Here is an 18,482-nt window from a genome sequence, read left to right as displayed (position 1 = left end):
TTCTGGCCCGCACCTCGTTGGAGACAGGCGAGCAACGGAGAAGGACAATGGCACGGCAACTGGCTCTGACGATGGCTATCGCGGGCGCGATCGGACTATCCGTGACGGCGCCGGCCAAGGCTGCCGGCTTCTTTGACGATCTGGCCCGCGTTTTCGGGGCTCGCCCGACGCCACCGGCGGCAATCGCCGACCCTTTCGAGATGACCGTGCAGCCGAAGCGGCAGAAGCCGCGCGCTGCGGCGACGACGACTAAGCCGCCCGAGCCCGCCGTCAAGCTCGATGCGGCGAGCGATCCCTACTGGTATCTGAACGACCCGACACTGCGCAAAGGCGACATCGTCGTGACACGTTCCGGCGTCGTCGTCTTCGACGGCCGAAGCACCTCCCAGCATAGGCCGGCCGCCTTCACGGCACTCGTCGACAGCAGGAAACTCCCCAAGGGACAGCAGCATCTGCTGCAGGCGGCAGCCGGTGGACGCGCTTATTTCGGCGGCTCCTCCACCACCCCGGCAGCGCCTGCCCAGCCGGCCGCGACCGCCGTCTCCCAGCTTCAGTAAGTCGCGCGGCCGATGTCCCTGGTGCCACCGGTGACGACGGCGATCTTCGCCCAATCCGTCGGGCTCACGCCGCCTTCGCCTCGTCGAGCTTGGCGGCGACGAGCTTGCGCAGGCTGCGCAGGTCCTTGACGAAGCCGCGAATGCCCTCGGCGAGCTTCTCGGTCGCCATCGCATCCTCGTTCATGGCGAAGCGGAAGGACTTCTCGTCGAGCGTGATCTTCTTCGCGCCGTCAGGGGCTCCGACTTGCGGCGAGGCTGCCGGCGACAATCTGCGCGGGAGGTTGCCGGTCGCGCCAGCGAGCTCGTCGAGCAGGCCGGGACCGATCGTCAGCCGATCGCAGCCGGCGAGTGCCTCGATCTCGCCGATGTTGCGGAAGGAGGCGCCCATGACCACGGTCTTGATCCCGAAGGCCTTGTAATAGGCATAGATGCTCTTCACCGAGACGACGCCGGGATCGGTCTCCGCGGTGTAGGGACCGCCGCCGGCCTTGACGTGCCAGTCGAGGATGCGGCCGACGAAAGGCGAGATCAGGAACGCCTTGGCATCGGCCGCCGCGACCGCCTGCGGCAAAGCAAAGAGCAGGGTCAGGTTGCAGTCGATGCCCTCGGCCTGCAAGACGCGCGCAGCCTGGATGCCCTCCCAGGTCGAGGCGATCTTGATCAGGATGCGCTCGCGCCCGACGCCGCGCTCCTCGTAGGCCGCGATGATGGCGCGCGCCTTGGCGAGCGTCGCCTCGGTGTCGAAGGAGAGATCGGCATCGACCTCGGTCGAGACCCGGCCGGGGACGATCTTGGTCAGTTCTGTGCCGAAGGTGACGGCCAGCCGGTCGCAGACCGCCTCGACCGCGCCCGCACCGTCCTGGCGCTTGCCCCAGGCGATCGCCTCCTCGACGAGACCGGCATAGGCCGGCGTCTCAACCGCCTTGAGCAGCAACGTCGGATTGGTGGTGCAGTCGACCGGCTTGAGGCGGCGTACGGCCTCGATGTCGCCGGTGTCGGCGACCACGGTGGTCATGGCGCGGAGCTGGTCGAGCTTGGAGGCGGTCATCGCGTCATCCGTATGGGTTGCTGTCTGTCATGCCATCAATATGACGCCTGCCGACCGTCATTGCGAGCGAAAGCGAAGCAACCCGGCCCTGCACCAGCCCCGGCCGGGTCGCTTCGTCGATGCTTTCGTCAGCTCTTCACCGCACCCGCGGTCAGGCCGGTGACCATGTTCTTGCGGAAGCCGTAATAGATCACCGCGGGCGGGATGGCGTAGATCAGGCCGGCCGTCATCAAGAGGTTCCAGGGCGCATCATCGGCCGAGAGGAAGAGACCGAGGCCGACCGCGAGCGGCACCGCCTTTTCGCTGGAGAGCAGCAGGAAGGCGTAGAGATACTCATTCCAGGCGAGCAGCAGCGCGTAGATGCCGATCACCACCATCGAGGGCTTCATCAGCGGCAGATAGACCAGCCGGAAGAGCTGCAGCGAGTTGGCGCCGTCCATGATCGCAGCTTCGTCGAGCTCCTTGGGCAGCTTGTCGGAGGCCTGTTTCAGCACCCAGATCGCATAGGGCGAAGCCAGCGCCACCATAGCCAGGATCAGCGCGACGCGGGTGTTGAGCAGCCCGAACGTCCCCATCGCCTTGTACATGGGGATGGCGAGGAAGGCGGCCGGAATCAGATAGGTCGCCAGCGCGAAGTTCATGATCGAGCGGCCGCCCGGCGCCTTCAGCCGCGAGATGGCGAAGGCGGCGCAGGTCGCGATGAACAGGGTGAGCAGCCCGGTCGCGATCGCGATCATGAAGCTGTTGAACAGCTGCAGCCAGAAGTTCGTCAGGTAGTAGTGCTGCTGGTTGAAGACGATCTGGAAGTTCTGCAGCGTCGGCTTTTCCGGCCAGAGCTTGCCGGCGAGCATCGATTCCTGCGTCGAGATCGACAGCACGAAGAGATGGTAGATCGGCAGCAGCGTCCAGATCAGCACGGGAATGGCGATCAGGATCAGCTTGCCCTCGTCGAGAACCTTTTTCATCATTCGGATCCCTTCGAGAGTCGCTTCACCATGAACCAGACCATGGGCAGGATCAGCGGCATCGCGCAGATGATCGAGGCGATGCCGAGGTCGAGATTGTTGTTGCGCATGTAGCGGATGCCGAGCGTCGCCAGCACGTGGTTGAGGTCGCCAGGACCACCGCCGGTGAGCAGGTAGACGCTGTTGAAGTCACCCAGCGTCCAGATCATCGAGAGCAGGGTCGAGGTGACGTAGAGCGTCGCCAGCGAGGGCCAGGTGATGAAGCGGAACTGCTGCCATTTGTTGGCGCCGTCGACGCTGGCCGCCTCATAGAGATCCTGCGCGATGGCGAGCCGGCCGGTGACGAGGATCAGTGTCCAGAACGGCAGTGACTTCCAGATATGGACCATGATCGAGGAGGCGAAGGCCAGCGTCGGATCGGTCAGCCAGCCCGGCCCTTCGACGATGCCGAACCAGTGGAAAAGCTGCTGGTTGATCATGCCGTTCTCGGGGTTGAGCATCACCCGGAAGGACAGGATGGTCGGGATCGAAGGCACCGCCCAGGGCAGGATGAACAGCACCAGCATGAAACGCACCCATGCGCGCTGCTGGACGAAGAAGCCCGAGAGGAACAGCGCGATGATGAACTTCAGGTTCACCGCGATGAACAGGAAGACGACGGTGTTGACCAGCGTGCGGATGAAGATCGGATCGGCGAAGAGCGCCTTGTAGGACTGCCAGTTGAGGCCGAGCCAGAGGCCGTAGGCAACCGGATAGACCACCATCACAGCGAAGACGAGAAGATAGGGTGCGAGCATGAGCACGCCCCAGAACACGCGGTCCCGCGCCTGTCCGGAGGTTGCTTCGCTCGAAGCGGTTGCTGGGGGAGCCATCGCTGCCGTGGTCATTCTGGTGTTCTCCCTCGATACGCGCCCCGCCGTCGAAGACGGGTCGGCATCCCGCGGCGAGGTTGCGCTGCGGGATGCCCTGTTTGTCGGCTTGCCTTATGCCGGCGTCAGCCGGCGATCTGCTTGATGCGGGCGATCATCTCGTCGACCGCCTGCTCCGGCGTGACCTTGTCGACCAGCACGCGGTTGACCGCCTTGGCCCAGACGTTCTCGGCGTTCACCGTGGTGAACTTGTAGTTGTAGACGAACTGGAACGGCGTGGTGCCATCCGTGTACTGCTTGTAGACGATCTTGCGGTGCGGGTCCGCACCCGTCCAGAACTCGGCCTTGGCGGCCTCGACCGTGGTCGGGAACCAGCGGCCAACCGAGCCCTCGACGAAGGGACGCAGGTTCTCGTCCTTCATCATGAAGGCCATGAATTCCTTGCCGCGCTTCTTGTTCTTGCCATCGGCGAAGACGACTGCCGTCTTGACCGCGGCGAGGTTGGTCATCGGCGAGCCGTCAGGCTTGTTCGGGAACTCGGCCGTGCGGATGTTGTCGTAATAGTTCTTCTTGGCCTGGTCGCGCTGCTCCTGGGTGAGCGCCTGGTTGTTCATGTCGTCGAGGTGCTTGGCCGCGATCGAGATCGTGGCGTTGTGGGTCAGCACCGTCGTGCGGTTGTGGAAGGCGACGTTGTTGTCGGGGTCGAGCCAGTTTACCGAGGAGGGCGGCGTGCAGCCGCGCTGGGAGATGTTGGCGTAGTCCTTTACCGCCTTGACCATCGCAGCCTTGTTGGCCGGCTGGTCGAGCACGATCTTGCCGTCCTCGTCGACGACCTTGGCGTTGTGGGCGTTGGCGAAGGTCAGAAAGGAATAGAAGGTGTCGGAAGCGGCGACGCCCATCGGATGGCCGACGGCATAGATGCGCTTGCCCTTGGCGCGCAGCGCGCCCTGGACCTTGTCGCACCAGAAGTCCCAATAACCATCCCAGCCTTTCGGGATATCGCTTTCCTTGAAGCCGGCCTCTTCCAGCATGTCTTTCCAGTAGGTGATGTGCATCATCTGCTGCTGGACCGGGAAGGCGTAGTAGGCCTTCTTCTTGGTCTTGTCGTTCATCAGGAAGGTCGTCGCCAGCGCCTGCGGCTGGATCTGCGCCTTGATCGGCTCCAGCACGTCGGTGACGTCCTCAAGCTTGCCCTCGAAGGCCCACTGCCCGGTGGTGCGGAAATCGTAGGTCGTGCAGAAGCCGACATCGGGCGGCGTGCCCGCCTGGACCGCGCCCACCGACTTGGTGACGCAGTCCTCGGTGGCATAAAGGGAGAGATCGACCTTGACGCCGGTCGCCTTCTGGAACTTGTCTACGACGGCGAGCAGCGCGTCGTCCTCGCCCTTGTAGAAGCCCTTGGTGAACCAGACGGTCACCGTCTCCTGGGCAAGCGCCGCTCCGGACCAGCCGGCGGCGATTGCGGCCAAGGCTGCACCAGCAGCCAGAGAACGCACGAATTTCATGGTATCCTCCCATTTAAAACGTTTAGATTGAGCTTTTTGTGCCCTAGCCCTCATAAACACTAGTCGATGAGCCATGCAACTCACAAGCGGCTGGGTTGCACGATTTTCATGCGATGTTCGATCGCACCTGTCCTCGTTCCCTTCTGCCGCACCGACGTGAATCAGCTTTGACGGCGCAGCCCGGCCGCGTCAAAGAGGACGATGTCACTGATGTGTCATGCGCGCGGCTTACCCCGCGCCGCACGATCCATGTCCTGACGTTCGCGCGCTCTCGCCGCGCGGCAGACCTGCGGAGTTTCATATGCGCGCCCTCGCAATCACCGCCGTCCTTGCGCTCGGCCTGGCCCTGCCGGCGATCGACACCGCCGGCGCGGTCGAAGGCAAGCTCGTGCTCTATACGAGCCAGCCCAACACCGACGCCCAGCAGACGATCGACGCCTTCAAGGCGAAGTATCCCAAGGTCGAGGTCAGCTTCGTGCGCGATGGCACGCCGCGCGTGATGGCCAAGCTCCGGGCCGAGATCGAGGCCGGCGCGCCGCAGGCCGACGTGCTGCTGATCGCCGATGCCGTGACCATGGAGGGCCTGAAGAAGGAAGGCCGCCTGCTCGCCCATGACAAGGCCGATGTCTCGGCCTTCCCGGCCGGCGTGCACGACCCCGCGAAGATGTGGTTCGCGACCAAGCTGATCACCACTGGCATCGTCTACAACACCAAGGCGGCGCTGAAGCCGGAGAGCTGGCTCGACCTCGCCAAGCCGGAGGCCAAGAACCAGCTCGCCATGCCGAGCCCGCTGAATTCGGGCGCCGCGATGATCCACACGATCACGCTGACCGGCAACCTGCCCGGCGGCTGGAGCTTCTACGAGAAGCTGAAGGAGAACGGCACGCTCGCCGCCGGCGCCAATGGCGACATCCTGCGCCAGGTCGCCACCGGCGAGAAGCTCTACGGCATGATTGTCGACTTCATGCCGATCCGCGAGAAAGCCAAGGGCGCGCCGGTCGAATTCGTCTTCCCGAAGGAAGGCGTCTCGGCGGTGAGCGAGCCGGTCGCGATCCTGAAGAGCAGCAAGAATCCCGAGGCCGCCAAGGCTCTGGTCGATTTCCTGATCTCCAAGGACGGCCAGGAGCTGGCGCTGAAGCAGGGCTATGTCTCGGCCCATCCGGATGTCGCCCTGCCGGCCGGCTACCCGGCCCGCGGCGCGATCAAGCTGATGCCTTTCGACGCAGCCAAGGCGCTGGCCGACGAGCCGGCCGCCCGCAAGCGCTTCAGCGCGATCTTCGAAGGCTGAGCCCGACGGAATCCAGCCCCAGGCGCCGACACGATGACGCTCGCAGCCCCCGCCGAGCTGAGGCCGACCGGCATCCGCCCGGTCCTGCCCGGCCTCGCTTGGCCGGCCGGCCTCGGCCTGCCGGCGCTGGTGCTGCTCTGCGCGACCCTGTTCGGCGCCCTGCCCTTCCTGCGGCTGCTCGTCGCCGCCTTCGCGCCGGGCTGGCAGTTCGCACCCGAAGCGGCCCTGGCCGAGATCTCCAGCCGCGCCGCGGTCAACGCGACCCTGCACACCTTCGAGACGGCCGGGCTTTCAGCGCTCGGTGCTTTGCTGATCGGCGGAATGGCGGCGATCCTGCTCGCCGTCACAGATGTCCGCGGCAAGCGCCCGCTCGCCTTCGCGCTGGTCTTCTCGATGATGGTCGCGCCGCAGGTTGCGGCGCTGGCCTTCCTCAGCCTGTTCGCGCCAAACTCGGCCCTGCTGGGCATACTCGGGCTGGCGCCGGCGCCGGGCACGCCCAATCCGCTGCTGGGACGCGGCGGCATCATCCTGGTGATGGCCCTGCATCATGCGCCGCTGGTCGCCATCACGCTCTGGACGGGCCTGCGCAGCGTGCCGCATACGCTGGTCGAGGCCGCGCAGATGGAGGGGGCGGCGCCCGCCACCATCGTCGCGCGCATCCTTTTGCCGGTGCTACGGCCGCAGATCATGGCCGCGGCCCTGCTCGCCTTCGTCGCCGGCATCGGCAATTTCGGCATCCCGGCTTTGCTTGGCCTGCCGGTGAACTACCTCACGCTGCCGACGCTGATCTATCGCCGGCTGTCGAGCTTCGGCCCGGCCGGGCTGCCGGACGCAGCCGCGCTCTCGCTGCTGGTCGTGCTCGTCGCCGGCCTCGGCATCGTCGCCGGCCTGCTCGCAACCCGGCGCGGCGGCGGCAAGGTCGAGATCGAACGGCCGCTGCAACCTTTCTGGCAGCTGGGAGCCGCGCGTCCCTTCGTAGCCGCCGGTCTCTGGCTGCTGATCGCGCTCAAGCTCGGCCTGCCGCTGCTGGCACTGCTCGGCGAGGCGCTGACGCCAGCGCTCGGCGTCGCGCTGACCTGGCAGAACCTCACCTTCGACAAGTTCGCCGAGGTGCTGCTGCGGCAAGACGTGACGGTGCGCGCCTTCCGCAACTCCTTCTTCTTTGCAGGCTCGGCCGCGGTGTTGCTGGCCCTCCTCTCGATCGCCTTCGCCTATGGACTGGAGCGGCGCATGGGCAAGCTCCGGCGCGTGGTCGAGGTGGTGATCGAGCTGCCCTATGCCCTGCCCGGCGTCGTGCTGGCCATCGCCTGCATCCTGATGTTCCTGAAGCCGCTGCCGCTGATCGGCGTCAGCATCTACGCCACGCCCTTCATCATCCTGTTCGCCTATGTCGCACGCTTCCTGCCGCTGGCGCTGAAGGCCCCGGTCGCGGCGATGGCGCAGATCGAGGCGTATCACGAGGAAGCCGCGAAGCTGGACGGCGTGACGCTCTGGCAGATGCTGCGCTTCATCGTCGCCCCGATCCTGGCGCCGGCAGCCGCCGTGAGCGGGCTGATGGTCTTCCTCGTCGCCTTCAACGAACTCACCGTCTCGGCCCTGCTCTGGTCCTCCGGCACCGAGACGCTCGGCGTCGTGCTGTTCAGCCTGAAGGAAGCCGGGCTCGCCGGCGAGGCAGCGGCGGTGGCGATCAGCGCCTGCGCGGTGATCCTCGCGGTCATGCTCGGGCTCGACGCGCTCGGCCGCAAATTGCCGGCCAACATCCTGCCCTGGCGGATCTGAACTGCAGCACTCCCGCAACACCGATAAGCACCCCCTATCACCCCCGGGCGACAGGGTGCTGGTTAAACCCAAATTAACGTTGCGGCAGGAAGGTCTGCCGCATGGAGTTCGCCTTTTCATCGCAGAGCAGAGCTCGAAACCTGCCGCAAACCCTGCTGGCACCGACCAGGGACTCGTGAGCTCAATGGCCTATCGCGCAACTGGACGCCGCGAGAGCGAACCCATCACTGAGGAGCTCAAGGTCCTTCTCGTCGAGGATTCTCGGACCTACGCGCTGGCGCTCTCGCGCCGCCTCGAGACCGAGCTTCAGCTGCCCATCGTCGTTTGCCAGTCGCTCAACGAATTGCACGAGGTCGTCACCGAGGATCGCGCCGCCTTCACCCTGGCCGTGGTCGACCTCAACCTTCCCGACGCGCCACGCGGCGAAGCCATCGACTTCACCGTCCAGCGCGGAATCCCGACCATCGTCCACACCGCCAGCTTCGACATCGAGACGCGCAACCGGATCATGGAGCGCGACGTCATCGATTACGTCCCGAAGGACAGCGCCTTCACGCTCGAGACAGTGGTCGGGACCGCCAGGCGTGCGCTCGGCAACCGCCAGACCCGCATCCTCGTCGTCGACGACACATCGGCAACGCGCAAGCTGCTCGCCCATATGCTGAAGGTCCAGCAATACGAGGTGATCGAGGTCGCCTCCGGGGACGAGGCGCTGGCCGTTCTCAAGGACGATCCCGACATCAAGCTCGTCGTCAGCGACTATTACATGCCCGACATGGATGGTTACGAGCTGACGCGGCGCATCCGCCGCGAGTTCGCCTCCGACCGGCTGCGCCTGATCGGCGTCTCCTCGTCGAGCGACCGCATGGTCTCGGTCGGCTTCCTCAAGGCCGGCGCCAACGACTTCATCTCGATGCCCTTCATCCCGGAAGAGCTGCAATGCCGGATCGCGAGCAATGTCGAGACGCTCGAACAGCTCGAGCAGCTCCATAGCCTCGCCTCCCGCGATGCTTTGACCGGGCTGTTCAATCGCCGCCATTTCTTCGCCAACGCCGGCAGGCTGATCGAGGAGGCGCAGGGGAAGAAGCGCAAGAGCGCCGTCGCCATCCTCGATATCGACGACTTCAAGCAGTTGAACGACAGCCACGGTCATGATTTCGGCGACCGGGCGCTCGCCAATGTGGCGCGCTGCCTCGCCCAGTCGGTGGAAGGCAGCGGCCATCTGCTCGCCCGCATCGGCGGCGAGGAATTCGCCATCCTGTTCCCTGGTGTCGACGCCAAGGCGGCGATGCGGCTCAGCGACCACATCCGGCTCGACGTCTCGCACGAGACCCTGACCGTGGGCGGTCAGCAGGTCACGCTGACGGCGTCGATCGGCGTTGCAGAGATCGATGGTGCCGGCAATTTCGACCAGCAGCTGATCGCCGCGGACCGGGCGCTCTATGCGGCCAAGCGCGAGGGACGCAACTGCGTGCGCCTCGCGGGCTGAGCACGCAGCGTCAGCTTGCCGCGGCGAGGCGCGCGCCGCCGGCTGCCGCCAGCTCGCCCATCAACAAGGCGCGGCTAGCCTTCGACTCGCGCACGATGAAGTCGACGACCGCCCGCACCCGGGCCACGTCCTTGAGGTCGGCATGGACGAGCAGCCAGAACGAGCGCGTGATCGACACGCTCTCGGGCAGCACCGGCACCAGCCTGGGTTCGTCGACCGCCATGAAATGGTGGATCACGCCGATGCCGGCGCCGGCCGCGACGGCGTTCATCTGCGCCAGCACGCTGGAGCTCTGGATATGGGCCCGCAAGCCCTTGGCGACCTCGTCGAGATAGTCGAGCTCAGGCGTGAAGATCAGGTCGTCGATATAGCCGACGATGCGATGGCCGAAGAGATCCTCGGCTGCCGTGATCTTCGGCATGGCGTCGAGATAGTTCTGCGCGGCGTAAAGGCCGAGCCGGTAGTCGCAGAGCTTGCGGGCGACGACCTTGCCCTCCTTAGGGGGGGCCAGCGTGATGGCGACATCCGCCTCGCGCTTCGACAATGAGAGCAGGCGCGGCATCGCGATGAGCTGCAGCTCCAGCCCGGGATAGGACTTGGCGAGACCGGCGAAACGCGAGGCGAGGAAGGTCGAGCCGAAACCATCGGGCGCGCCGATCCGGACCGTGCCGGAGAGCGCCATGTCGGCGCCGCCGATCTCGCTCTGGATCGCCAGCGCCTCGGTTTCCATGCTTTCGGCTTTCGCCAGCAACTGCTCGCCATGGCCGGTCAGCGCATAGCCCTGCGGGCGGCGCTCGAACAGCTTGGCCTTGAGCGATTCCTCCAGCGAGGTGATGCGGCGCGAGACGGTGGCGTGGTCCGCGCCAAGACGGCGCGCCGCCGCGGTGAGCCGGCCCGAGCGGGCGACGGCAAGGAAGAAACGCAGGTCGTCCCAGTCGAACCGTTCCATGGCGCTCCTCCCGTATCTGCTTTTTTGCACGACGCCCGCCGATATCCGCCTATAGCCGTGCGCAAACGATAATGATAGGGGTAGCTCAAATCAGCGTCACACGACTTTAGGGGAGGATGCCATGCGTCAGATCGGTCACTTCATCGGCGGCAAGCACGTCGCTGGCACCTCGGGCCGCACGGCCGACGTCTACCAGCCGATGGACGGCTCGGTGATCGGCAAGGTTGCGCTCGCCTCCGCCGCCGAGATGCGCGTCGCGGTCGAGAACGCCGCCGAGGCCCAGCCGAAATGGGCGGCGGTCAATCCGCAGCGCCGCGCCCGCGTGCTGATGAAGTTCCTCGACCTGATCGCGCAGAACAATGACGAGCTCGCCGAACTGCTCGCCCGCGAGCACGGCAAGACCATCCCCGACGCCAAGGGCGACATCCAGCGCGGCGTCGAGGTGATCGAGTTCTCGCTCGGCGTGCCCAACCTGATGAAGGGCGAGTTCACCGACGGCGCCGGCCCCGGAATCGACATCTACTCGCTGCGCCAGCCGCTCGGCGTCGTCGCCGGCATCACCCCGTTCAACTTCCCGGCGATGATCCCGCTCTGGAAGCTCGGCCCCGCCATCGCCTGCGGCAACGCCTTCATCCTGAAGCCGTCCGAGCGCGATCCCGGCGTGCCGATGCGCCTCGCCGAGCTGTTCATCGAGGCCGGCGGCCCTCCCGGCATCCTCAATGTCGTCAACGGCGACAAGGAAGCGGTCGACGCCATCCTCGACGACCACGACATCAAGGCCGTCGGCTTCGTCGGCTCGACGCCGATCGCCGAGTACATCTACGCTCGCGGCTGCGCCAATGGTAAGCGCGTGCAGTGCTTCGGCGGCGCCAAGAACCACATGATCATCATGCCCGACGCCGACATGGACCAGGCCGTCGACGCGCTGATCGGCGCCGGCTACGGCTCGGCCGGCGAGCGTTGCATGGCAATCTCGGTCGCCGTCCCGGTCGGCAAGGCCACCGCGGACGAGCTGGTCAAGCGGCTCATTCCCCGCGTCGAGAGCCTGAAGATCGGCCCCTCGACCGACACCTCGGCCGATTACGGCCCGGTCGTAACCAAGGCGGCGATGGAGAAGATCAAATCCTATGTCGACATCGGCATCCAGGAAGGCGCCAAGCTCGTCGTCGACGGCCGCGACTTCAAGATGCAGGGCTACGAGAACGGCTTCTATGTCGGCGGCTGCCTGTTCGACAACGTCACCAAGGACATGCGCATCTACAAGGAGGAGATCTTCGGACCCGTCCTCTCCGTGCTGCGCACCGAGAGCTATGACGAGGCGCTGAAGCTGACCAACGACCACGAATACGGCAACGGCACCGCGATCTACACCCGCGACGGCGACGCCGCCCGCGACTTCGCCTCGAAGGTCCAGGTCGGAATGGTCGGCATCAACGTGCCGATCCCGGTGCCGCTGGCCTACTATACCTTCGGCGGCTGGAAGCGCTCCTCCTTCGGCGATCTCAACCAGCATGGCCCGGATTCGATCCGCTTCTACACCAAGACCAAGACGGTGACGGCGCGCTGGCCGTCCGGCATCAAGGACGGCGCCAGCTTCGTCATCCCGACGATGGGTTGAGCGGCAAGAGCAATCGTGCTATCATTTATGATATCATAAGGAGAAGCCTATGGGCCAGATGCTTGTCCGCAACATCGACGACGAGACAATCGCTGGCCTCAAGGTCAAGGCTCGCTTGGCCGGTGTTTCTCTCGAAACCTTCGCGCGCGACACGTTGCGCGCGGCTGCGCCGCTGACTGGCAGCGAAAAGATCGCCTTGCTGGCCGAGTTTCATGAGAAGCACGGCCAGTTGCGAATGGTGACCCCACCCGAAGACATCATTCGCGACGAGCGTGACCGGCGCGATGATCGTCGTTGATGCAAGCGCAGCCCTTCGCTGGTTCATTCCCGCCTCACCTGGCGCAGCGATCTATCCGCTTCCAGCGACCGATCTGCCGTTAGTTGCTCCCGATCTGTTTATTGCCGAGGTTAGAAATACGGCGCTGGTCTACCGTCGAAAAGGCGAGCTGAGCCTAGAGCAGGTCAAAGCAATGGTCGCGACGATCGATCGCCTGATGGCAGGTTATTTCCCGCTGGGAGATCTGACTGACATAGCGTGGACGATGGCGTTGGAATTCGACCATTCGGCCTATGATTGTTTCTATATCGCGCTGGCACGCCACATCGATTCCTACTTGATCACGGCCGACGAGCGCATGCTACGAAAATTCTCGGCGACCGCCCACGCGGATCGCATCATCCATCTCGCGGACTGGAAGCCATGACCGCTTTCTCCCTCACCGAAGACCAGATCGCGATCCGCGACATGGCCCAGGGTTTCGCTGCCGAAACCCTGGCGCCGCACGCCGTGCGCTGGGACGAGGAGAAGCATTTCCCGGTCGAGGAGATGCGCCAGGCGGCTGCGCTCGGCATGGGCGGCATCTACATCCGCGACGATGTCGGCGGTTCCGGCCTGTCGCGCCTCGACGCGGCGGTGATCTTCGAGGCGCTGTCGACCGGCTGCCCGACGGTCGCCGCCTATATCTCGATCCACAACATGTGCGCCTGGATGATCGACCGCTACGGGTCGGAAGAGCAGCGCCACAAGTTCCTGCCGAAGCTCTGCAGCATGGAGCATCTCGCGAGCTACTGCCTGACCGAGCCGGGCGCCGGCTCGGACGCCGCCGCGCTGAAGACCAAGGCCGTGCTCGACGGCGACCACTATGTCCTCGACGGCCAGAAGCAGTTCATCTCCGGTGCCGGTGTCTCCGACGTCTATGTCGTGATGGTCCGCACCGGCGAGGCAGGCCCCTCCGGCATCTCGACCATCGTCGTCGAGAAGGGCACACCCGGCCTCTCCTTCGGCGCCAACGAGAAGAAGATGGGCTGGAACGCCCAGCCGACACGCGCCGTGATCTTCGAGAACTGCCGCGTGCCTGTCGCCAACCGGATCGGCCCGGAAGGCATCGGCTTCAAGATCGCCATGGCCGGGCTCGATGGTGGGCGGCTCAATATCGGCGCCTGCTCGATCGGCGGGGCGCAAGGCGCGCTCGACAAGGCGCTGGCCTATGCGCAGGAGCGCAAGGCCTTCGGCTCACGCATCGCCGACTTCCAGGCCTTGCAGTTCAAGCTCGCCGACATGGCGATCGAGCTCGAGGCGGCGCGGACCTTCCTCTGGCGCGCCGCGGCGGCGCTCGACGCCAAGACACCGGATGCGAGCAAGCTCTGCGCCATGGCCAAGCGCGTCGCGACCGATACCGGCTTCGAGGTCGCCAACCAGGCGCTGCAGATCCATGGCGGCTACGGCTATCTCGCCGACTACGGCATCGAGAAGATCGTCCGAGACCTCAGGGTCCACCAGATTCTGGAAGGGACCAACGAGGTGATGCGGATGATCGTGGCGCGCTCGCTGGTCGGGCGGGCCAAGGGGAACTAACAAACGCAGGTGATCCCGGGCGGACGTAGGTCCGGCCCGGGATCCATTCCGGAACGGTTCAGGCATGGATCCCGGGTCTCCGCTTCGCTGCGGCCGGGATGACGACCCGAGAATACAGGCTGGAGAGAACGACAATGAGCACCATCGCCTTCATCGGGCTCGGCAATATGGGCGGGCCGATGGCCGGCAACCTGGTCAAGGCCGGGCACAAGGTCTCCGCCTTCGACCTGTCGCAGCCTTCCAAGGACGCCGCCGCGGCGCTTGGCGTCGGCATCGCCGGCTCGGCGAAGGAGGCGGTCGCGGATGCCGAGATCGTGGTCACCATGCTGCCGGCCGGCAAGCATGTGCTGGGTGTCTGGGCCGACATCCTGCCCGCCGTGAAGCCGGGCACCCTCCTGATCGATTCCTCGACCATCGACGTCGAGAGCGCCCGCAAGGCGCATGCGCTCGCCGCCGAGTGCGGCTGCCTTTCGCTCGACGCGCCGGTCTCGGGCGGCGTTGGCGGCGCCCAGGGCGCGACGTTGACCTTCATGGTCGGCGGCAGTGCCGATGCCTTCAAGCGCGGCGAGCCGATCCTGTCCGCGATGGGCAAGAAGGTCGTGCATTGCGGCGACGCCGGCAACGGCCAGGCGGCGAAGATCTGCAACAACATGATCCTCGGCATCTCGATGATCGGCGTCTCCGAGGCCTTCGTGCTGGCCGAGAAGCTCGGCCTGTCGCATCAGGCGCTGTTCGACGTCGCCTCGACCTCGTCCGGCCAGTGCTGGTCGCTGACGACCTATTGCCCGGTGCCCGGCCCGGTGCCGACCTCCCCGGCCAACAACGACTACAAGCCCGGCTTCGCCTCGGCGCTGATGCTGAAGGATCTGAAGCTCGCCCAGGAGGCGGCGCAGGCCGCCGGCGCCTCGACGCCGCTGGGCTCGGCGGCCGCGCAGGTCTACGGCCTGCACAATGCCTGGGGCGAAGGCGGCACCGACTTCTCCGGTATCATCCATCTGCTGCGTGGGCGCGGAAACAGCTGAGCCGGCGTCGCGCTGCCGGCAAACGTTCGCATACGTATAATTCTGCTTTCGACCCCGTTCCGGTCGGACCGAAAGCGGAGTAGGACGGGAGGCATGAACGACGCCTCCCGCCGCAAAGAACGCTCAGCCCAGACCGGCTTCGCCACCAGCCCGCTCGACCGCCGCGCCGATCTGCGCGACCGGCCGGACGAGGTCGCCGCCTTGCGAGAACGCAGCGACACGCGTTTCGCCGTCGTTGCCGGCGAGACGCCGATCCTGTTGCGGACGGGTGCCGAGACGCAGACCGTCTGGTTCGACGAGAGCGGTGCCGATGGCCTGGGCCCGGCGCAGGAAGAGGTCTTCCTCGGGCTCGATCCGGACGGGGCGCCGCGCTTCGGCCGGCTGATCGACCGCGAACTGCTCGATGGCCTGCGCGAGCAGGCCGTACTCGTCGTCACTGATCTGCGCAGCGTCGCGCTGAAACGGCTGGTGCCGAAGGATGAGCTTGGCCCGCTCGGCGAGGCCAAGGCCCTGCTCGACTGGCATGCCCGCCATCGCTGCTGCGCCCAGTGCGGCGCGCCGACCAAGCTCGGCTCGGCCGGCTGGAAACGGCAATGCGAGGCTTGCGGCGCCCAGCATTTCCCGCGCACCGACCCGGTCGTGATCATGCTGGCGGTGCGCGGCGACAACTGCCTGCTGGCCCGCCAGGCGCGCTTTGCGCCCGGCATGTATTCCTGCATCGCCGGCTTCGTCGAGCCGGGCGAGACCTTCGAGGATGCGGTGCGCCGCGAGACCTGGGAAGAAGCCGGCCTGCGGACCGGCACGGTGCGCTACATCGCCTCGCAGCCCTGGCCTTTCCCGGGGTCGCTGATGATCGGCTGCATCGCCGAGGCGCTGAACGACGACATCGTGCTGGATGGCACCGAGCTGGAAGCCGGTCGCTGGTTCAGCCGCGCCGAGGCGCTGCAGATGCTGGAGGGCAAGCACCCCGACAATCTGTTCTGTCCGCCGCATATGGCGATCGCCAACACCATCCTGAAGGCGTGGGCGGTCGACGGCGAGGAGCCGTAGCGCTCGGAATCCTTCTCCCCTCGGGGGAGAAGGTGGCTCGGCGAAGCCGAGACGGATGAGGGAAGGATAGGCTCAACCTGCCTTCGTCTCACCCGGTCGTACCGCCCTCATCCGCCTGCCGGCACCTTCTCCCCCGAGGGGAGAAGGAGCGCCTTACTCCCCCGGCTCGGGGAAGCTGTCGCGGAATTCGTGCGCGGGATAGACGCCGAGAATCTTCAGCTCCTTCGAGAAGAAGGCGAGCTCGTCGAGCGCGCGACGCAGCGCCGGGTCGTCGGGATGCCCCTCGACGTCGCTGTAGAACATCGTCGCCGAAAAATGGCCATCGACCATGTAGCTCTCGAGCTTGGTCATGTTGACGCCATTGGTGGCGAAGCCTCCGAGCGCCTTGTAGAGCGCCGCCGGCAGGTTGCGGACCTGGAAGATCAGCGTGGTCACCGTCTTGCCCGAGCCCTGGCGGGCGAACTCCGGATATTTCGAGAGCACGACGAAGCGCGTGGTGTTGTGCTTCTCGTCCTCGATGTCCTCCATCAGGATGTTGAGGCCGTAGACCTCGGCGGCGATGTGCGGCGCGATCGCGGCCCGCGTCGGATCGCCGGCCTCGGCGACCTGCCGGGCAGAGCCGGCCGTGTCGGCCGCGACCTCGGCCTTGAGTCCGAGCTTGCGGATGATCTTGCGGCACTGGCCGAGCGCGTGGATGTGGCTCTGCACCGTCTTCAGCGTCGCCAGCGTCGCACCCTCGACCGCCATCAGATGGAAGCGGATCGGCAGGAAGTGCTCGCCGATGATGTGGAGCCCAGAGCGCGGCAGCAGATGATGGATGTCGGCAACGCGGCCCGCGATCGAATTGTCGATCGGGATCATGCCGTAGCGGGCGGCGCCGTCCGAGACCGCGGCGAGCGCGTCCTCGAAGGTCCGGCAGGGCAAGAGCTCGCAATCCGGAAAGACCTGGAGGGCGGCCTGCGAGGAGAAGGCTCCGGGCTCACCCTGATAGGAAACGACGACTGACATTCTAGGACTTTCAGGCTCAGGCTTTGGATGTCAGGAACGCGCGGGCGCGATCCAGATCGGGAGGCGTGTCGACGCCGCGCGGGACGTGATCGATGATCATCGCGTCGATGCGCATGCCGTCCTCTAGCGCCCGCAGCTGCTCGAGCTTCTCGCGCAGCTCCAGCGGTGATTGCGGCAGCGAGACGAAGCGGTCGAGCGCGCGGCGGCGATAGGCGTAGAGGCCGACATGGTGATAGAGCGGGCCATCGCCATAAGGGGCCGTCGCGCGGGTAAAGTAGAGCGCCCGCATCCGGCCGGGGGAAACCTCGCTGCCGATCAGCTTGACCACGCTCGGCGCGGTCTTCTCCTCGTCCTCGGTGATCTCGCCGGCCAGCGTCGCGATGTCGACGGCCGGATCGGCGAGCGGCTCGACCGCAGCCGCGATTGCAGCCGGCGCCAACGTCGGGAAGTCGCCCTGGACGTTGACGATGATGTCGTGCTCGCCTTTCGGATCGACGATGTCGGCGGCTTCCTTGATCCGGTCGGAGCCGGTCTGATGCGCGGGGCTGGTCATCACCGCCCGGCCGCCGGCCTGCTCGATCGCCGCGAGGATGCGCTCGTCATCGGTCGCGACCACGACATCGCCGACACCAGCCTCGATGGCACGGCGCCAGACGCGGACGATCATCGGCTCGCCCAGGATGTCGGCCAGCGGCTTGCCCGGCAGGCGCGTCGCCTGCATGCGGGCCGGGATCAGGATCAGCGGGTTGGGCATTGGCTGTGGAAGCTCGCGGGGGCGGCAAAAGGTCTCAAAGCGGAGCGTGCTTATACGAGTTGCAATGCAGCGCGCAAAGCGGTTAAGCAGCGCAGACGTGCCGGCTCCCGCAAGGGTCCGGCCGCAGCGCTGTCTTGCTTCGCCGACGGGCGGGCCGGGGGTTGTGAGAGACGATGAATATCGAACTGAACAAGATCGCTGGCGCGGGTTTGTCGACCCTGCTCGTCGTCATGGCCCTGAACATGGGCGCCGGCATCGTCTTCGCCCCGAAGAAGCCGGTTGTCCCTGGCTATGACCTGCCTAGCCTCGAGCCGGCGGCGGCAGCTGGCGGCGCGGGCGCTGCAGCGGCAGTCGAAGAGCCGATCGCGGTGCGCCTCGCCAAGGCGGACGTGGCCAAGGGCGAGAAGGCCGTCGGCGCCTGCAAGGCCTGCCACACCTTCGAGAAGGGCGGCGCCAACAAGGTCGGCCCGCATCTCTATGACGTTTATGGCCGCGCCGAGGGTTCGGTCGCCGGCTTCGGTTATTCCGCGGCGATGAAGGCCCGCGGCGACAAGAGCTGGGACGCCGACGCGCTCGACCACTTCCTGAAGAACCCGAAGGCCTACGTCCCCGGCACCGCGATGGCCTTTGCCGGCATCGCCCGCCCCGAGGCCCGCGCCGACGTGGTCGCCTATCTCAACAGCCTCGCCGATTCGCCGAAGCCGCTGCCGAAGCCCTGATTTGATA

Annotated in this window: 19 protein-coding genes; 12 read left to right on the top strand and 7 right to left on the bottom strand. The window is 66.1% G+C overall.

Translation table 11 applies throughout. The features are described 5' to 3' along the window. Positions 1 to 47 precede the first annotated feature (47 nt). On the top strand, positions 48 to 557 hold the full coding sequence (locus CXY91_RS10770) for a hypothetical protein (protein ID WP_091834064.1): 510 nt from the start codon (positions 48 to 50) through the stop codon (positions 555 to 557). Positions 558 to 621: 64 nt separating this feature from the next. On the opposite strand, the gene tal is transcribed toward CXY91_RS10770, so the two are convergent. From tal to CXY91_RS10755, 3 genes are all read right to left on the bottom strand, one after another. Continuing rightward, on the bottom strand, positions 622 to 1,605 hold the full coding sequence (tal, locus tag CXY91_RS10765; RefSeq protein ID WP_100961188.1) for a transaldolase: 984 nt from the start codon (positions 1,603 to 1,605) through the stop codon (positions 622 to 624). Between the two features lie 128 nt (positions 1,606 to 1,733). Beyond that, a complete protein-coding gene (locus CXY91_RS10760) occupies positions 1,734 to 2,570 on the bottom strand; it encodes a carbohydrate ABC transporter permease (RefSeq protein WP_244543815.1) in 837 nt (278 codons plus the stop codon). After that, a complete protein-coding gene (locus CXY91_RS10755) occupies positions 2,570 to 3,457 on the bottom strand; it encodes a carbohydrate ABC transporter permease (RefSeq protein ID WP_091834056.1) in 888 nt (295 codons plus the stop codon). The genes CXY91_RS10760 and CXY91_RS10755 overlap by 1 nt, the downstream gene beginning before the upstream one ends. Between CXY91_RS10755 and CXY91_RS30565 the strand changes: the two genes are divergently transcribed. Beyond that, positions 3,366 to 3,584, top strand: coding sequence for a hypothetical protein (locus CXY91_RS30565; RefSeq protein ID WP_199777436.1), 219 nt, complete (start codon positions 3,366 to 3,368; stop codon positions 3,582 to 3,584). The two genes, CXY91_RS10755 and CXY91_RS30565, sit on opposite strands and share 92 nt — an antisense overlap. Here the strand turns inward: CXY91_RS30565 and CXY91_RS10750 are convergent. After that, on the bottom strand, positions 3,565 to 4,935 hold the full coding sequence (locus tag CXY91_RS10750) for an ABC transporter substrate-binding protein (protein ID WP_442896500.1): 1,371 nt from the start codon (positions 4,933 to 4,935) through the stop codon (positions 3,565 to 3,567). The genes CXY91_RS30565 and CXY91_RS10750 overlap by 20 nt on opposite strands. Before the next feature lie 310 nt (positions 4,936 to 5,245). On the opposite strand from CXY91_RS10750, the gene CXY91_RS10745 reads away from it, so the two are divergent. From CXY91_RS10745 to CXY91_RS10735, 3 genes are all read left to right on the top strand, one after another. Then, positions 5,246 to 6,232 carry an ABC transporter substrate-binding protein gene (locus CXY91_RS10745; RefSeq protein ID WP_100961183.1) on the top strand — a complete coding sequence of 329 codons (987 nt, stop codon included), beginning with the start codon at positions 5,246 to 5,248 and terminating at the stop codon, positions 6,230 to 6,232. A gap of 33 nt (positions 6,233 to 6,265) precedes the next feature. Beyond that, positions 6,266 to 8,011, top strand: a complete 1,746-nt coding sequence (locus tag CXY91_RS10740; protein WP_100961181.1) for an ABC transporter permease — start codon at positions 6,266 to 6,268, stop codon at positions 8,009 to 8,011. A 184-nt stretch (positions 8,012 to 8,195) separates the two neighbouring features. Then, positions 8,196 to 9,500: a diguanylate cyclase gene (locus CXY91_RS10735; protein WP_100961179.1), complete on the top strand. Its 1,305-nt coding sequence runs from the start codon at positions 8,196 to 8,198 to the stop codon at positions 9,498 to 9,500. Positions 9,501 to 9,510: 10 nt separating this feature from the next. Here the strand turns inward: CXY91_RS10735 and CXY91_RS10730 are convergent, their stop codons facing one another. Next, positions 9,511 to 10,449, bottom strand: a complete 939-nt coding sequence (locus tag CXY91_RS10730; protein WP_091834038.1) for a LysR family transcriptional regulator — start codon at positions 10,447 to 10,449, stop codon at positions 9,511 to 9,513. A gap of 121 nt (positions 10,450 to 10,570) precedes the next feature. Here CXY91_RS10730 and CXY91_RS10725 point away from each other — a divergent pair, with 121 nt between their 5' ends. The 6 genes from CXY91_RS10725 to nudC all read left to right on the top strand — a co-directional run bounded on the left by CXY91_RS10725 (position 10,571) and on the right by nudC (position 15,994). Beyond that, positions 10,571 to 12,067: a CoA-acylating methylmalonate-semialdehyde dehydrogenase gene (locus CXY91_RS10725; RefSeq protein WP_100961177.1), complete on the top strand. Its 1,497-nt coding sequence runs from the start codon at positions 10,571 to 10,573 to the stop codon at positions 12,065 to 12,067. A gap of 49 nt (positions 12,068 to 12,116) precedes the next feature. Next, on the top strand, positions 12,117 to 12,365 hold the full coding sequence (locus CXY91_RS10720) for a FitA-like ribbon-helix-helix domain-containing protein (protein WP_091834031.1): 249 nt from the start codon (positions 12,117 to 12,119) through the stop codon (positions 12,363 to 12,365). Beyond that, a complete protein-coding gene (locus tag CXY91_RS10715) occupies positions 12,340 to 12,771 on the top strand; it encodes a type II toxin-antitoxin system VapC family toxin (protein WP_158673362.1) in 432 nt (143 codons plus the stop codon). Before CXY91_RS10720 ends, CXY91_RS10715 begins: the two co-directional genes overlap by 26 nt. Further along, complete coding sequence (locus CXY91_RS10710; protein WP_100961173.1) at positions 12,768 to 13,922, top strand: isobutyryl-CoA dehydrogenase; 1,155 nt, start codon at positions 12,768 to 12,770, stop codon at positions 13,920 to 13,922. Before CXY91_RS10715 ends, CXY91_RS10710 begins: the two co-directional genes overlap by 4 nt. A 98-nt stretch (positions 13,923 to 14,020) precedes the next feature. Continuing rightward, positions 14,021 to 14,944, top strand: coding sequence for a 3-hydroxyisobutyrate dehydrogenase (gene mmsB, locus CXY91_RS10705; RefSeq protein WP_158673361.1), 924 nt, complete (start codon positions 14,021 to 14,023; stop codon positions 14,942 to 14,944). Positions 14,945 to 15,037: 93 nt separating this feature from the next. Then, positions 15,038 to 15,994, top strand: a complete 957-nt coding sequence (gene nudC / locus CXY91_RS10700; protein ID WP_100961169.1) for an NAD(+) diphosphatase — start codon at positions 15,038 to 15,040, stop codon at positions 15,992 to 15,994. Between the two features lie 153 nt (positions 15,995 to 16,147). Here nudC and CXY91_RS10695 read toward each other — a convergent pair whose 3' ends face one another. Together CXY91_RS10695 and CXY91_RS10690 are read right to left on the bottom strand one after the other, a co-directional pair. Beyond that, positions 16,148 to 17,002 carry a prephenate dehydratase gene (locus CXY91_RS10695; protein ID WP_091834017.1) on the bottom strand — a complete coding sequence of 285 codons (855 nt, stop codon included), beginning with the start codon at positions 17,000 to 17,002 and terminating at the stop codon, positions 16,148 to 16,150. A gap of 16 nt (positions 17,003 to 17,018) precedes the next feature. Further along, complete coding sequence (locus tag CXY91_RS10690) at positions 17,019 to 17,756, bottom strand: 3-deoxy-manno-octulosonate cytidylyltransferase (RefSeq protein WP_091834013.1); 738 nt, start codon at positions 17,754 to 17,756, stop codon at positions 17,019 to 17,021. 173 nt (positions 17,757 to 17,929) lie between these two features. Between CXY91_RS10690 and CXY91_RS10685 the strand changes: the two genes are divergently transcribed. Beyond that, positions 17,930 to 18,475, top strand: coding sequence for a c-type cytochrome (locus CXY91_RS10685; RefSeq protein WP_091834010.1), 546 nt, complete (start codon positions 17,930 to 17,932; stop codon positions 18,473 to 18,475). Positions 18,476 to 18,482: the final 7 nt, after the last annotated feature.

This window comes from Allobosea sp. FBZP-16, assembly GCF_002831785.1.
Taxonomy (GTDB): domain Bacteria; phylum Pseudomonadota; class Alphaproteobacteria; order Rhizobiales; family Beijerinckiaceae; genus Allobosea; species Allobosea lupini.
This window is presented reverse-complemented; position numbering and strand designations above follow the sequence as displayed.

What these genes read in the sequence shown, in the direction of transcription:
- CXY91_RS10755 (WP_091834056.1), bottom strand. Translation starts at nt 3,457, where the DNA reads ATGACCACGGCAGCGATGGCTCCCCCAGCAACCGCTTCGAGCGAAGCA.
- mmsB (WP_158673361.1), top strand. Translation starts at nt 14,021, where the DNA reads ATGACGACCCGAGAATACAGGCTGGAGAGAACGACAATGAGCACCATC.
- CXY91_RS10760 (WP_244543815.1), bottom strand. Translation starts at nt 2,570, where the DNA reads ATGAAAAAGGTTCTCGACGAGGGCAAGCTGATCCTGATCGCCATTCCC.
- CXY91_RS10710 (WP_100961173.1), top strand. Translation starts at nt 12,768, where the DNA reads ATGACCGCTTTCTCCCTCACCGAAGACCAGATCGCGATCCGCGACATG.
- CXY91_RS30565 (WP_199777436.1), top strand. Translation starts at nt 3,366, where the DNA reads ATGAGCACGCCCCAGAACACGCGGTCCCGCGCCTGTCCGGAGGTTGCT.
- CXY91_RS10695 (WP_091834017.1), bottom strand. Translation starts at nt 17,002, where the DNA reads ATGTCAGTCGTCGTTTCCTATCAGGGTGAGCCCGGAGCCTTCTCCTCG.
- CXY91_RS10745 (WP_100961183.1), top strand. Translation starts at nt 5,246, where the DNA reads ATGCGCGCCCTCGCAATCACCGCCGTCCTTGCGCTCGGCCTGGCCCTG.
- CXY91_RS10735 (WP_100961179.1), top strand. Translation starts at nt 8,196, where the DNA reads ATGGCCTATCGCGCAACTGGACGCCGCGAGAGCGAACCCATCACTGAG.
- nudC (WP_100961169.1), top strand. Translation starts at nt 15,038, where the DNA reads ATGAACGACGCCTCCCGCCGCAAAGAACGCTCAGCCCAGACCGGCTTC.
- CXY91_RS10690 (WP_091834013.1), bottom strand. Translation starts at nt 17,756, where the DNA reads ATGCCCAACCCGCTGATCCTGATCCCGGCCCGCATGCAGGCGACGCGC.
- CXY91_RS10730 (WP_091834038.1), bottom strand. Translation starts at nt 10,449, where the DNA reads ATGGAACGGTTCGACTGGGACGACCTGCGTTTCTTCCTTGCCGTCGCC.
- CXY91_RS10720 (WP_091834031.1), top strand. Translation starts at nt 12,117, where the DNA reads ATGGGCCAGATGCTTGTCCGCAACATCGACGACGAGACAATCGCTGGC.
- CXY91_RS10725 (WP_100961177.1), top strand. Translation starts at nt 10,571, where the DNA reads ATGCGTCAGATCGGTCACTTCATCGGCGGCAAGCACGTCGCTGGCACC.
- CXY91_RS10685 (WP_091834010.1), top strand. Translation starts at nt 17,930, where the DNA reads ATGAATATCGAACTGAACAAGATCGCTGGCGCGGGTTTGTCGACCCTG.
- tal (WP_100961188.1), bottom strand. Translation starts at nt 1,605, where the DNA reads ATGACCGCCTCCAAGCTCGACCAGCTCCGCGCCATGACCACCGTGGTC.
- CXY91_RS10770 (WP_091834064.1), top strand. Translation starts at nt 48, where the DNA reads ATGGCACGGCAACTGGCTCTGACGATGGCTATCGCGGGCGCGATCGGA.
- CXY91_RS10740 (WP_100961181.1), top strand. Translation starts at nt 6,266, where the DNA reads ATGACGCTCGCAGCCCCCGCCGAGCTGAGGCCGACCGGCATCCGCCCG.